Source organism: Micromonospora sp. WMMA2032, assembly GCF_002688545.1.
In the GTDB taxonomy this organism is placed as follows: domain Bacteria; phylum Actinomycetota; class Actinomycetes; order Mycobacteriales; family Micromonosporaceae; genus Micromonospora; species Micromonospora sediminicola.
The window spans coordinates 5,279,161-5,292,034 of the sequence record NZ_CP024052.1 but is presented as its reverse complement, the minus strand read 5'-3'; the positions used below and the strand labels follow the sequence as shown (position 1 = coordinate 5,292,034).

The following is a 12,874-nucleotide window of genomic DNA, read 5'->3' as shown; positions in this document are numbered from 1 at the left end:
CGAGCACGCCGGGAGCCGGCTCGCCCGGTCAGCCCAGGGCGAGCCAGGCGACGAGCGCGACGACCACCACGGCGGCGACGGCGAGGCCGGCGATGAGCGGCAACCGGGACGGCGCGGCCGCGGCGGCGGCCGGTTCGGGCGCGTCCACGAAGGCGCGGAACTGCGCGGTGTTGCCGCTCGGGTCGGTGTAGTTCTCAGCCATGCCGGTGACCCTAGCGAAGCCCGCCGTTCCCGCGTGCCCCGCCGTGCCGGCGTCGACGGACCCGGGCGGCCGGCGCGCGCAAACCCGCCCGGGCGGTGGAGGCACGGCCCGGCCGGGTGGCGGAGGCAGCCGGCCCGGACGGCGGGCGCGGCCGGGCCGCTCGGCTGCCTACCGTGCAGGCATGACGGGGCAGCGGCTGGTGGCCGTGCTGATGACGGCGCTGCTGGCCGGCTGCGGGTCGGCCGTCGCCACCACCGGTCCGGTCCCGGCCGGCGTCCGGGCCGCGCCGAAGCGCCCGTACGCGGTGGGGATGCGGCAGTTCACCGTCGACCCGGGCGGCGTCCGTCCCCTGCCGGTCACCGTCTGGTACCCGGTGGAGCCGTCCGCCTCCCCCGGCCCGGTCACCGCCCCTCCCGCCGCGCCGGGTGTCCGGGCGGGGGCCCGGGTGGCCGTCGGGCGGTTCCCGGTGGTCGTGTTCAGTCACGGCCTGCGCAGCCTGCCCGCGCTGCACGCGCAGCTGACCACCCGCTGGGCCGCCGCCGGTTTCGTGGTGGCGGCGCCCACCTACCCCCGCACCAACCTGCGCGCCCGGAGCTTCACCCGCGACGACGTCCGCAACCAGCCGGCCGACGCCTGGCGGCTGGTCCGTCACCTGGTCCGCCTGGGCGCCCGCCCCGGTGACCCGCTCGGCGCGCACCTGGCCGTGGACCGGTTCGCCGCCGCCGGGCACTCCGCCGGCGGTCACACCACGCTCGGCATGTTCGCCGCCGGACAGCCGTTCCCGGTACGGGCCGGGATCGTGATCGCCGGTGGCCGGCCGGTCGCCGGCGTCGCCCGGCCGCTCGCGCCGATGCTGTTCGTGCACGGCGGTGCCGATCGCGTCGTGCCGGAGTCGATCGGCCGGGCCGCGTACGCCCGCTGTCTCGGGCCGGCCGCGTTCCTGAGCCTGCCCGGTCAGGGCCACGGCGAGTACCTGAACCCCAACCGACCCGGCTTCCCCCAGGTGCTCGCCACCACCACCGACTTCCTGCGCTGGACGCTCTACGCCGACCGGGCCGCCCTGCGCCGCCTCCCCGCCGACGCCACCGCCCCCGCCCTGACCACCTTCACCACCCGCTCCCTCCCCACCTGACGATCATGAAGTTGACGGCGACAAACCGGACACCGGACCCGCCCACCTCATGATCGACGGTTAGGGTGCGGGCGTGGACGGGGTGGCCGGGCGGCAACTGGACGCGATTCGGGAGGTGGTCGAGCTGGCCGGGGCGGCCGGGATCGAGGTGTGGCTGCGGGGTGGCTGGGCGATGGACTTCCACCTCGGCGCGGTGAGCCGCCCGCACGTCGACGTCGACTGGTACTGCTGGCGCCGGGACGCCGCGGGACTGTCCGCCCGGCTGGGCGCGCTCGGCTGGCGGCCCGACCCGCGGATGCCGGCGGCGACGCAGCTCGACGTGCTCCGGGGTGACGTCGAGCTGAGCTTCGCGTACCTGGACCGGGACGAGGTGGGACGGGTGGTGGTCGGGGCCGGCCCGTGGGCGGGCACTCCCCTGCCGGAAGGGATGCTGGGCGGCCCGTCCGGCCGGATCGGTCCGCTCACCGCGCCGGTGATCAGCGTGGCCGCGCAGATCGAGTTCAAGGAGATGTTCCCGGTCTGGATGCCCGACCGGCCGCGCCGCGCCAAGGACGCCGCCGACCTGGCCCGCCTCCGGGCGTCGACCGGCGGCGGGCCCTCGGTGCGCTGACCCGCCCGGGTCGCCCCCGATCGCGAGGCACAATCGAGTTCATGCGTCGTCGTCCCGTCGCCCTGGCCACCGCCGCCGCCCTGTTCGGCGCCGGCCTGACCGGCTGTTCCGAGCCGACCGCCCCGACCGGGCGGCCCGCACCCGACACCCCGCCGACGACCACGGCGCCCACGCCGCGCGTACCCGCCGGGAAGGCGCCCACGAAGAGCTTCGCGGTCGGCGTACGCCAGGTGAAGCTGAACCGCGACGGCGACCGGCCGCTGCCGGTGACGCTCTGGTACCCGGCGGAGGGCGCGGCCGGTGGCGCGGCCGAGCGGTCCGCGCCGGCGGCGGACGGGCGGTTCCCGGTGGTGCTGTTCAGTCACGGCCTCGGCGCCCGGCCGGAGGACTACCAGGTACTGCTCACGCGCTGGGCGGCGGCCGGTTTCGTGGTCGCCGCGCCGCGCTTCCCGCACACCGGCCGGGGTGGCGACGGCAACCCGCTGGACGTGCTCAACCAGCCGGCCGACGTGTCGTACGTGCTGACCCGGGTGCTCGCCCTCGGCGAGAAGGCGGGCGACCGGCTGCGCGGCCGGCTGGATCCGGAGCGGGTCGCCGCGACCGGGCACAGCGCCGGCGGGGTGACCACCATCGGGTTGTTCACCGCCGGGCGGGACGAGCGGCTCGACGCCGGCATCGTCTTCGCCGGCACGGCGCTCGGCGTCGGCACCGCGTTCGCCGGGGCCGCCGCGCCGCAACTGTTCGTGCACGGCGAGGCCGACGAGGTGGTGTCGTACGCGGCCGGCCGGGCCGTCTACGACGCGGTGCCGTGGCCCAAGGCGATGCTCAGCCTGCCGAAGGGCGACCACGGTCGGGCGTTGCTGGGTGACGGCAGGGCGCTGGGCGTGGTCGCCGACACCACCGTCGAGTTCCTGCGCTGGACGCTCTACGGCGACCCGGCGGCGAAGAAGCGCCTCCCCGCCGACGCCGCCAGGGGCGGCCTGGCCACCCTCGACGACCGCCTGTAAGGAAGGGCCCCTTCTTAACGCCTCCGGTAGAGAAGGGGCCCCCTCTTAACACGCCATCCGTCTCAGGCGGTGTGGTCGATGACGACCTTGCCGAAGACCTCGCCGGAGTGCAGCCGGGCGAACGCCTCGGCGATCCCGCTGAACGGCACCACCCGGTCCACCACCGGGCGGACCTCGTGCTCGGCGCAGAACGCGAGCAGTTCGGCCAGCTCGTCCGGGGTGCCCATCGAGGTGCCGAGGATCTCCAGCTGCATGGCGAAGACCCGGCGCAGGTTGACGGCGGGCTCGTGGCCGGCGGTCGCGCCGGAGACCACGATCCGGGCCATCGGGGCGGCCGACTTCAGCGAGTGGTCGAAGGTGGCCGCGCCGACCGTCTCGATCACCACGTCGACCCGCTCGGGCAGGCGGGCACCGGGCTCCAGCGCGGTCGCCCCCAGCTCGGTGATGCGCTCCCGCTTGGCGGCGTCGCGGCTGGTCGCGTACACCCGCTTGCCGAGCGCGACGCCGAGCGCGACCGCCGCGGTGGCGACGCCACCGCCGGCGCCCTGGACCAGCACCGACTCGCCGTCGGCGACCCGGCCCTTGGTGGTGAGCATCCGCCAGGCGGTGAGCCAGGCCGTGGGCAGGCACGCCGCGTCGGTCGCCGACAGGCCGTCGGGCAGCGGCAGCAGGTTCATCCGGGGTACGGCGACCAGCTCGGCGAAGGTGCCCTGGTAGTGCTCGGAGAGGATGGAGACCCCGCGCGGGTCGCCCGGGGTGGGCACCACCGGGTAGATGACCACCTCGTTGCCGTCCGGGTCGGTGCCGACCGCGTCACAGCCGAGGATCATCGGGAGCTGGTCGGCGGTCAGCCCCACGCCGCGCAGCGACCAGAGGTCGTGGTGGTTGAGCGAGCTGGCCCGCACCCGCACGGTGACCCAGTCGTCCTGCGGGTGGGTCGGCTCGGGACGGTCGCCGACGGTGAGCGCGGCGAGCGGGTTGTCGGCGTCGAAGGCCGAGGCATAGGCGGCACGCATGATCGGCACGGTAACAAGCTGAGCGGCCGTTAAGAAGGGGCCCTTCCTCTACCGGAGGCGTTAAGAAGGTGCCCCTCCTTACACCCTCAGCGGCGGGCGACGCCGTCGCGCCGGGCGGCCTCGGCCACCGCGTCGGCGACCGCCGGGGCGACCCGCGGGTCGAGCGGGGACGGCACGATCGCGTCCGCGGTCAGCGACTCGGCGACCACGCCCGCGATGGCGTCGGCGGCGGCCACCTTCATCGCGTCGGTGATCCGGGTGGCGCCGGCGTCCAGCGCGCCCCGGAACACGCCCGGGAAGGCGAGCACGTTGTTGATCTGGTTCGGGTAGTCGCTGCGCCCGGTGGCGACCACCGCCACGTGCCGGGCGGCCACCTCGGGGTGCACCTCCGGGGTGGGGTTGGCCAGCGCGAACACGATGCCGCCGGGGGCCATGCCGGCCACCGCCGCCTCGGGGATCTGGCCGCCGGAGACGCCGACCAGCACGTCCGCGCCGCGCAGCGCCTCGGTGACGTCACCCTGGCGGCCCTCGGCGTTGGTGAGGTCGGCCAGCTCGGCCTTGGTGCCGGTCAGCTCGCGGTGCCGGCCGATGATGCCGCGGGAGTCGCAGACCACCACCCGCGCCGGGTCGACGCCGCCGGCGATCAGCATCTTCGTCACCGCCACCCCGGCCGCCCCGGCGCCGCTGACCGCGACCCGTAGGTCGCCGAGCTTGCGGTTGAGCAGCGTCGCCGCGTTGCGCAGCGCGGCCAGCACGACGATCGCGGTGCCGTGCTGGTCGTCGTGGAAGACGGGGATGTCCAGCGCCTCGTCCAGCCGGCGCTCCACCTCGAAGCAACGGGGGGCGCTGATGTCCTCCAGGTTGATCCCGCCGAACGAGGGCGCGATCGCCCGGACCGCCGCGACGATCTCGTCCACGTCCTGGGTGTCCAGGCAGACCGGCACCGCGTCCACGCCGCCGAACTGCTTGAACAGCACCGCCTTGCCCTCCATCACGGGCAGCGCGGCGCGCGGGCCGATGTTGCCCAGACCGAGCACGGCGGAGCCGTCGGTGACCACCGCGACGGTGTGCGACACCCAGGTGTAGGTGTCGGCGAGGTCGGGGTCGGCGGCGATCGCCTCACACACCCGGGCCACACCCGGGGTGTACGCGAGGGAGAGGTCCTCCCGACTGGTCAGCGGCACCGTCGAGGTGACGGCCATCTTGCCGCCGACGTGCAGCCGGAAGACGGGATCAGCGGGGTCCGGGGTGGACGAAGACATGGTGACTCCAGGATCTGTCGATGCAGACGGACCGGCCGGCGTGGTCAGCGGTGGTCAGCGACCGGCGGGGCGGCGGTGCGGGGGTCACCCGGGCACTTTCCGAGCATAGTCACGCACCGGCTCCCAGGATGTGAGCGGGGTCATATCCGCCGCTACCCCTGCCGGCCCCTGATCCGGGCCGGACGCGGCCACCAGCGGGCCACCACCCGCCCGCGGACGTCGGCCACGCCGTAGGCCCGGGAGTCGTCGGCGACCAGGTCGTTGTCGCCGCGCAGCCACCAGCCGCCGGCGCGCGGTTCGACCGCGCGCTTGACCACCAGCAGGTCGGGGCGGGTGCGGAAGACGGCGACCACCACATCGCCGGGGCGGACCGGCCGGCCACCGGTGCGGACCAGCACCGCGTCGCCGTGGCGCAGCGTGGGCGACATGGACGGGCCGGTGACCAGGACCGGCACCAGCGGGCCGCGCAGCGCGGGCACGGCGTGTTCGTCCACACCTGGCACCGGGTTTCACCTCCCGCCCGCTGGAAAGCATCTCCAGGAGTAGTGTCGTCTTGGATCATCGCAAACATCCCATGGAGGACCCTGATGCGCCTTCCCCGCATCCTCACGCCCCGTGTGACCGCCAGTGCCCACTGTGACCTGCCGTGCGGCGTCTACGACCCGGCGCAGGCCCGGATCGAGGCCGAGTCGGTCAAAATGATCTGCGAGAAGTACCAGGCCAACACCGACCCGGAGTTCCGCACCCGCGCCATCCTGATCAAGGAGCAGCGGGCGGACCTGGTCAAGCACCACCTGTGGGTGCTCTGGACCGACTACTTCAAGCCGCAGCACTTCGAGAAGTACCCGCACCTGCACCAGCTCTTCAACGAGGCCACCAAGCTGGCCGGCGCGGCCGGCGCCAAGGGTGGCACCGACCCGGCCAAGGCCGACGAGCTGCTCTCGAAGATCGACGAGATCTCGAAGATCTTCTGGGAGACCAAGCAGGCGTGACGTCGCCCGTCGCGGCACCGACGATCCGGCCGGTACGTCCCGAGGACGTACCGGCCGTCGTCGCCATGGTGCACGAACTCGCCGAGTACGAGCGCGCCCCGGAGCAGTGCCACCTGACCGCCGAACAGCTCCACGCGGCGCTCTTCCCGGCCGCTCCGGCGCTCTTCGGCCACGTCGCGGTGGACGCGGCCGACGAGCCGGTGGGCTTCGCCCTCTGGTTCCTCAACTTCTCCACCTGGGCCGGCGTGCACGGCATCTACCTGGAGGATCTCTACGTCCGGCCGGCGGCCCGGGGCACCGGCGCGGGTCGGATGCTGCTGGCCACCCTCGCCGGGATCTGCGTCGAGCGCGGCTACGAGCGCCTCGACTGGTGGATGCTGCACTGGAACCCGGCGGCCCGCTTCTACGCCTCGATCGGGGCCACGCCGATGGACGAGTGGACCCCGTACCGGCTCACCGGACCCGCGTTGCGCGAGCTCGCCGCGCAGTCGACGCCCGCACCCACCCACCCGGCCGCCTGACCGGGTAGAGTCCCGCACCGGGGGGATGAGGCGTGACTCAACTGACCGGGCAGCCGACGACGGACGACGACGTCGTGCACCTCACCGTGCCCGCCGACGGTGGTTACCTCGGCGTGCTCCGCACCGCGACGGCCGGCCTCGCGGCCCGGCTCCAGTTCGCCCTCGACGAGATCGAGGACTTGCGCATCGCCGTCGACGAGGCGTGCGCCATGCTGCTCGCCATCGCGACCCGGGACGCCGAGTTGGAGTGCCGCTTCGCGGTCACCGAGGACGCGCTGACCGTCGAGGTGACCGTGCCGACCGTGCGAGGGGCCACGCTCCCGTCCGAGTCGTCCTTCGCCTGGAAGGTGCTCACCGCGTTGACCACCTCGGCCGGCGCTCACGCTGCCGACGGCCGGGCCACCATCTCGCTGCTGACCCGTCGCGCCCGCGGCTACTGACCCACCGGGAGCTGCCGCAGGGGCGGCCGTCAGGGGGTCGGGTCGCCGAAACCGAGCGCCCGGTTGGTCGGGCCGCTCACCAGCAGACCCACCATGCCGAGCCCGAGCGCGATGAGCGGCAGCCCGAGCCAGCCCAGGCCGCCCTCGATCATGAACCAGCCGACCGGCAGCAGCATGAGCTGGAGCACGATGGCCGGCGCGCGGGCGCCGGCCCGCCGACGCGACAGCGCCCCGCCGAGAGCCCAGAGCGCGACCGCGCCGCCGACGGCGAACGCGGTCACGAGCAGCGCCGAGGCCAGATCGGTGGTCCGTGCGGTGAGGTCGGACCAGATCAGCCACGCCGCGACCAGCCCGAGCGCCACCGCCTCGGCGCGCAGCAGGAGCACCGCCGCGCGGAGCGGGCCGGGGGTCGGGTCGGAGTCGATCGTCACGGGCGCCACGATACCGGTGGGTAGTCGCGGTACAGTGCCGCCCATGCGGGCCGTCCTGGTGGTCAATCCGAAGGCCACCACCACCAGCGAACGCAGCCGGGACGTGCTCGTCCGGGCGCTGCGCAGTGAAGTCGACCTGTCGGTGCGGTACACCCGCCGACGGGGCCACGCCATGGATCTGGCCCGGGAGGCCGCCCAGGAGGGCGTCGACCTGGTGGTCACGCTCGGTGGCGACGGCACGGTCAACGAGGTGGTCAACGGGTTGATGGCGGCCGAGCCGCCGACGTTCCGCACCGGGCAGACCTCGGCCGAGCGGTTGCCGGCGCTGGCGACCGTGCCCGGCGGCTCGACCAACGTCTTCGCCCGCGCCCTCGGGTTGCCCCGCGAGTGGCCGGACGGCACCAGCATGATCCTGGAGGGGTTGCGGCTGGGCCGGTCCCGCACCATCGGGCTGGGTCGGGCGGACGACCGCTACTTCACGTTCTGCGCCGGCTTCGGGCTCGACGCGGCGGTCATCCGCCGGGTGGAGCAGGCCCGCAAGCGGGGTCGGGTCTCCACCCCGGCGCTCTACTTCCGGTCCACCGCGAGCCAGTACTTCGTCGGCTCGGACCGTCGGCATCCGCCGATCACGCTGGAGCGGCCGGGTGAGGCGCCGGCCACGGAGTTGGCCACCGCCATCATCCAGAACACCGCGCCGTGGACGTACCTCGGCGACCGGGAGATCAACCCGAATCCGGAGGCGTCGTTCGACCTCGGGCTGGACGTGCTCGCCATCCGGCAGCTCAAGGTGGCCAGCACCGCACGGACGGTGACCCAGTTCTTCTCCCGGAAGCCCGATCCGCACGGCAAGCAGGTGCTCCGGCTGCACGACGTGGCGGAGTTCACCCTGCTCGCGGCGCGTCCGCTGCCGTTCCAACTGGACGGCGACTACCTCGGCGAGCGGGAAAAAGTCAGATTTACCTCCGTGCCGGCCGCACTCAGAGTAATCTGCTAGGTCTCGGGTATCCCAGTCGGTTGACGCGGACCCCCCGCCGCGCGGGTGCGGTGGCCGCCACGCCGAGGAAGGGTGCCGGAAATGTCAGCAACGTCACGCAGACCGTACTATATTGATCCTCGACTGTGGCACGCCGGGTAACGAGAGACTTCGGAAACCCGGACAAATGGGTGGTGAGCCCGCTCACTGTTCGGAGTTTTTCCGAGCGTCACCCTTGACATCGCTGTAGTTCGTGAAAGTATTCACAAGCGAACTCGTGTTACCGGGACATTGCCTGGATATGCTCGGCAGGTTGAGCTGTTCCAGCAGGTCCAGGGGCCCGCAGCCTGCTCACGCAGCGCCGAATTGATGGATGCTGACCGTCACCTATCGGCAATGCGGATGCATATAGGAATAGCAACGAAGCGTTATCTGGCCATCCACTAAGAATGAGGAGTGTTGCCGCCATGGACTGGCGCCACGATTCGGTCTGCCGCGACGAGGACCCGGAGCTGTTCTTCCCGATCGGGACGTCCGGTCCGGCTCTCCTGCAGGTGGAGCAGGCGAAGGCCGTCTGCCGGCGCTGCCCCGTGACCGACCAGTGCCTGCAGTGGGCGCTGGAGTCCGGTCAGGACGCCGGCGTCTGGGGTGGGATGAGCGAGGAGGAGCGCCGCGCGGTGAAGCGCCGCGGCGGTCTCCGGGTGCTGCGCGCTCACTCCGCCTGACCCGCACACGCGAGACGCCCCGGCCGGGATTCCGGCCGGGGCGTTCTGCTGTCCCCGGGCGCTCAACGCGCCGCCGCGTCCACCCGCCGACGCACCAGGTCGGCGAGTTCCGGCAGATCGGTGAGCGGGTCGGCGACCGCCACCGCCCCGGCCGAGCGGGCCGCCGCGCGTACCCCGTCGTGGAACCGGCCCGGGGCCAGGAAGTAGGCCGCCACCGCGACCCGACCGGCCCCCGCCGCGCGCAGCCGTGCCACCGCGTCGCCGACCTCCGGGGGCGCCGCCGAGGCGTAGGAGACACGGCAGGGCACGCCCAGGCCGGCGCCGAGCGCCGCGGCGACCCGACCCACCGACGCCCGCGCGGCCGGGTCCCGGGTCCCGGCCGCGGCCAGCACCACCGCGTCCAGGTCGCCCGGGTCGTCCCCGGCGGCCTCGGCCAGCCGGCGTCGCAGCCCGGCCAGCAGCCGGCCGTCCACCGTGCCGCCGGTCGGCCCCAGCACGTCGGTCACCCGCACGTCGAGGTCCGCGCCGGCCGCCGCCACCGCCGCCGGGATGTCCACCTTCCGGTGGTACGCGGCGGTGAGCAGCAGCGGCACCAGCACCACCCGGGAGTGCCCGTCGGCGGCCAGTCCCCGCAGCACCTCGGTCGGACCGGGGTCGGTGTGGTCGAGCCAGCTCGGCAGCACCGGGCGGCCGGGACACGCGACCGCCACCGCCCGGGCCAACGCCCGGGTGGCCTCGGCCGCCCGGGGATCGCGGCTGCCGTGCGCCACCAGCACCACCGGTGGCGCGGCCGTCAGGTGTGCAGCCCGCACTCGGTCTTCTCGAACATCGCCCACCGGCCGGCCCGGGGGTCCTCCCCCGCCTTCGTCCGGCGGGTGCACGGCCAGCAGCCGATCGAGCCGTAGCCCCGGGCGAACAGCTCGTTGACCGGGATGTCGTGGCGGGCCACGTACGCGTCCACCTCGCGCTGCGTCCAGGCGGCGATCGGGTTCACCTTGACCTTGCCGCGACGCGGGTCGAACCCGACCACCGGCGTGTTCGCGCGGGTCGGCGACTCGTCCCGGCGCAGCCCGGCGGCCCAGGCGTCGTACCCGGCGAGCGCCCGCTCCAGCGGTTCCACCTTGCGCAACTGGCAGCAGTCGTCCGGGGACCGGTTGAACAGGCGCGGGCCGTACTGGCCGTCCTGCTGCCCGACGGTCATCCGGGGCCGGATCGAGCGGACCCGCACCGGCATCCGCCGGGCCACCTCGTCGCGGACCCGCAGCGTCTCCGGGAAGTGCAGCCCGGTGTCCAGGAACACCACGTCCACGCCGGGGGCGACCCGCGAGACCAGATGCGCCAGCACACCGTCGGCCATCGAGCTGGTCACGCAGAACCGCTCGCCGAACGTCTCCACCGCCCAGCGGGCGATCTCCAGCGCGGGCGCGTCCGCCAGCTCCCGCCCGGCCTCCTCGGCCAGCAGACGCAGCTCCTCCGGGTCGCGCCGGGCCGGGTCGGCCGCACCGCCCGCGCCGACCAGGCCCAGGCCCGCGGCGGAGACCAGGCCGCTCACCGGGTCACCGCCCGGCCCAGCAGACCGGTGAACCTCACCGAGAAGACCCGCGCGCAGGCGTGGCACTCCCAGGCGCCGTGCCCGGCCTCGTGCGGTCGCAGGTCCTCCTCCCCGCAGTAGGGGCAGTAGAGAGGCGCGGATCGGGCATCACTCATCGGAGCTCCTCCTCGTCGACTCTGATCACCCAGCGGGCGAAGGTCTCGCCCTCGGTCCGGCCGGCCAGGTAGCGGCGGGCCAGCCGTTCCACGTACTCCGGAAGGTCGTCGGCGGTGGTCTTCAGGCCGCGCAGCTTGCGGCCGAAACCGGCGGTCTGGCCGGCGGCCATGCCGAGGCCGCCGCCGAGGTGCACCTGGAAGCCCTCGACCTGCCGGCCGTCCGGGCCGACCACGAGCTGGCCCTTGAGCCCGATGTCCGCGACCTGGGTGCGGGCGCAGGCGTTCGGGCAGCCGTTGAGGTGGATGGAGATGTCCGCGTCGAAGTCGCGCAGCCGCTCCTCCAGCCGGGCCACCAGCTCCTCGCCGCGCCGCTTGGTCTCCACGATGGCCAGCTTGCAGAACTCGATGCCGGTGCAGGCCATGGTGCCGCGCCGCCAGGCCGACGGCCGGGCCTCCAGGCCGATCCCACGCAGCGCCGCCACCAGGGACTCGGTCCGCTCCGGCGCCACGTCCAGCACCAGCAACTTCTGGTACGGGGTGAGCCGTACCCGGTCACTGCCGTGCGCCTCGACCACGTCGGCGAGCTGCGCCAGCTGGGTGCCGGAGACCCGGCCCACCACGGGCGCCGCGCCCACGTAGTTGGCGCCGTCGCGCTGCGGGTGCACGCCGATGTGGTCGACCGGCTTCGCCGGCAGCTCCGCGGCCGGGCCGTCGAGCAGCGCGCGGCCCAGGTATTCCTTCTCCAGCACCTCGCGGAAGCGCTCCACGCCCCAGTCGGCGACCAGGAACTTCAGTCGGGCCCGGTTGCGCAGCCGCCGGTAGCCGTAGTCGCGGAAGATGCCGACCACGCCCGCCCACACGTCCGGCACCTCGTGCAGCGGCACCCAGACGCCGAGCCGCTTGGCCAGCATCGGGTTGGTGGAGAGCCCGCCGCCGACCCAGACGTCGAAGCCGGGGCCGTGCTCGGGGTGGTCGACGCCGAGGAGCGCGATGTCGTTCGCCTCGTACGGGGTGTCGACCAGCCAGGAGATCGAGGTCTTGAACTTGCGCGGCAGGTTGGAGAACGCCTTGTCGCCGACGTACCGGCGGACGATCTCGTCGATGGCCGGCGTGGGGTCGAGCAGCTCGTCGCGGGCCACCCCGGCGACCGGGCTGCCGAGCACGATCCGGGGGCAGTCGCCGCACGCCTCGGTGGTCTGCAGGCCGACCGACTCCAGCCGGCGCCAGATCTCCGGCATGTCCTCGACCCGGATCCAGTGGTACTGGATGTTCTGCCGGTCGGTGATGTCGGCGGTGTCCCGGGCGAACTCGCGGGAGATGTCCGCGACCACGCGCAGCTGGGCCAGGTTGAGCTGGCCGCCGTCCACCCGGACCCGGAGCATGAAGAACTCGTCCTCGAGCTCGTGCGGCTCCAGCACGGCGGTGCGCCCGCCGTCGATGCCGGCCTTGCGCTGGGTGTAGAGCCCCCACCAACGGAACCGGCCGCGCAGGTCCTGCGGGTCGATCGAGGCGAAGCCCCGGTGGGCGTAGATGTTCTCGATCCGGTCCCGCACGTTGAGCGGGTCGTCGTCCTTCTTGATCCGCTCGTTGGGGTTGAGCGGCTCACGGTGCCCGAGCGCCCACTGCCCCTCGCCGCGTGGCCGGCGGGGCGCACGGGCGGCAGGCGCCGGGCTGTCGGGACGGGTCGGGGTGCTGCTGACCGCCATCGCGGCGTCCTCCATCGGTCTGCTGTGGTGCCTGGAGCGCGGACGCGGCGGCCGGCCCTGAGAAGGGCCGTGGACGGCGATGTCGATGACGGCCGGCGCGAGTACGCGCCCGAGACGGAAGGGTCGGGCGTCGTCAGTGGGCCGGACAGA

The 12,874-nt window shown here is 73.9% G+C and carries 17 protein-coding genes; 8 read left to right on the top strand and 9 right to left on the bottom strand.

All coding sequences use genetic code 11. The features are described from left to right. Positions 1–28 precede the first annotated feature (28 nt). Positions 29–202: a hypothetical protein gene (locus tag CO540_RS30470; protein WP_172967930.1), complete on the bottom strand. Its 174-nt coding sequence runs from the start codon at positions 200–202 to the stop codon at positions 29–31. 181 nt (positions 203–383) lie between these two features. On the opposite strand from CO540_RS30470, the gene CO540_RS24590 reads away from it, so the two are divergent. The 3 genes from CO540_RS24590 (at position 384) to CO540_RS24580 (ending at position 2,951) form a co-directional block, all read left to right on the top strand. Beyond that, positions 384–1,334, top strand: coding sequence for an alpha/beta hydrolase (locus tag CO540_RS24590; RefSeq protein ID WP_099163804.1), 951 nt, complete (start codon positions 384–386; stop codon positions 1,332–1,334). A gap of 73 nt (positions 1,335–1,407) precedes the next feature. After that, entirely contained in the window at positions 1,408–1,944 is a 537-nt protein-coding gene (locus CO540_RS24585) for a nucleotidyltransferase domain-containing protein (protein ID WP_099163803.1), read from the top strand. 41 nt (positions 1,945–1,985) lie between these two features. Further along, entirely contained in the window at positions 1,986–2,951 is a 966-nt protein-coding gene (locus CO540_RS24580) for a chlorophyllase (protein ID WP_099163802.1), read from the top strand. Between the two features lie 62 nt (positions 2,952–3,013). On the opposite strand, the gene CO540_RS24575 is transcribed toward CO540_RS24580, so the two are convergent. The 3 genes from CO540_RS24575 to CO540_RS24565 all read right to left on the bottom strand — a co-directional run bounded on the left by CO540_RS24575 (position 3,014) and on the right by CO540_RS24565 (position 5,732). Further along, positions 3,014–3,976, bottom strand: a complete 963-nt coding sequence (locus tag CO540_RS24575) for a zinc-binding dehydrogenase (RefSeq protein WP_172967929.1) — start codon at positions 3,974–3,976, stop codon at positions 3,014–3,016. A 77-nt stretch (positions 3,977–4,053) separates the two neighbouring features. Then, entirely contained in the window at positions 4,054–5,229 is a 1,176-nt protein-coding gene (locus CO540_RS24570) for an NADP-dependent malic enzyme (protein WP_099163801.1), read from the bottom strand. A gap of 152 nt (positions 5,230–5,381) precedes the next feature. Beyond that, on the bottom strand, positions 5,382–5,732 hold the full coding sequence (locus CO540_RS24565) for a S26 family signal peptidase (RefSeq protein WP_253866177.1): 351 nt from the start codon (positions 5,730–5,732) through the stop codon (positions 5,382–5,384). Positions 5,733–5,816: 84 nt separating this feature from the next. On the opposite strand from CO540_RS24565, the gene sodN reads away from it, so the two are divergent. From sodN to CO540_RS24550, 3 genes are read left to right on the top strand one after another with little or no spacing between them, the layout of a single operon-like run. Continuing rightward, positions 5,817–6,221 carry a superoxide dismutase, Ni gene (gene sodN, locus CO540_RS24560; protein WP_089155059.1) on the top strand — a complete coding sequence of 135 codons (405 nt, stop codon included), beginning with the start codon at positions 5,817–5,819 and terminating at the stop codon, positions 6,219–6,221. Beyond that, on the top strand, positions 6,218–6,742 hold the full coding sequence (locus CO540_RS24555) for a GNAT family N-acetyltransferase (protein ID WP_099163799.1): 525 nt from the start codon (positions 6,218–6,220) through the stop codon (positions 6,740–6,742). Before sodN ends, CO540_RS24555 begins: the two co-directional genes overlap by 4 nt. A gap of 32 nt (positions 6,743–6,774) precedes the next feature. Then, positions 6,775–7,182, top strand: coding sequence for an ATP-binding protein (locus CO540_RS24550; protein WP_091570942.1), 408 nt, complete (start codon positions 6,775–6,777; stop codon positions 7,180–7,182). A 29-nt stretch (positions 7,183–7,211) separates the two neighbouring features. Here the strand turns inward: CO540_RS24550 and CO540_RS24545 are convergent, their stop codons facing one another. Next, complete coding sequence (locus tag CO540_RS24545) at positions 7,212–7,613, bottom strand: hypothetical protein (protein WP_099163798.1); 402 nt, start codon at positions 7,611–7,613, stop codon at positions 7,212–7,214. Positions 7,614–7,656: 43 nt separating this feature from the next. Here CO540_RS24545 and CO540_RS24540 point away from each other — a divergent pair, with 43 nt between their 5' ends. Together CO540_RS24540 and CO540_RS24535 are read left to right on the top strand one after the other, a co-directional pair. Then, positions 7,657–8,607, top strand: a complete 951-nt coding sequence (locus tag CO540_RS24540) for a diacylglycerol kinase family protein (RefSeq protein ID WP_099163797.1) — start codon at positions 7,657–7,659, stop codon at positions 8,605–8,607. Between the two features lie 446 nt (positions 8,608–9,053). After that, positions 9,054–9,311, top strand: a complete 258-nt coding sequence (locus tag CO540_RS24535; protein ID WP_013288358.1) for a WhiB family transcriptional regulator — start codon at positions 9,054–9,056, stop codon at positions 9,309–9,311. 62 nt (positions 9,312–9,373) lie between these two features. On the opposite strand, the gene CO540_RS24530 is transcribed toward CO540_RS24535, so the two are convergent. The 4 genes from CO540_RS24530 to CO540_RS24520 are packed head-to-tail and all read right to left on the bottom strand — an operon-like array spanning position 9,374 to position 12,724. Continuing rightward, on the bottom strand, positions 9,374–10,123 hold the full coding sequence (locus CO540_RS24530; protein WP_371682243.1) for a sirohydrochlorin chelatase: 750 nt from the start codon (positions 10,121–10,123) through the stop codon (positions 9,374–9,376). Beyond that, positions 10,105–10,863: a phosphoadenylyl-sulfate reductase gene (locus tag CO540_RS24525; RefSeq protein WP_091570927.1), complete on the bottom strand. Its 759-nt coding sequence runs from the start codon at positions 10,861–10,863 to the stop codon at positions 10,105–10,107. Before CO540_RS24525 ends, CO540_RS24530 begins: the two co-directional genes overlap by 19 nt. Next, a complete protein-coding gene (locus tag CO540_RS30465) occupies positions 10,860–11,018 on the bottom strand; it encodes a hypothetical protein (protein WP_172967928.1) in 159 nt (52 codons plus the stop codon). The genes CO540_RS24525 and CO540_RS30465 overlap by 4 nt, the downstream gene beginning before the upstream one ends. Beyond that, complete coding sequence (locus CO540_RS24520) at positions 11,015–12,724, bottom strand: nitrite/sulfite reductase (protein ID WP_099164917.1); 1,710 nt, start codon at positions 12,722–12,724, stop codon at positions 11,015–11,017. Before CO540_RS24520 ends, CO540_RS30465 begins: the two co-directional genes overlap by 4 nt. Between the last annotated feature and the right edge of the window lie 150 nt (positions 12,725–12,874).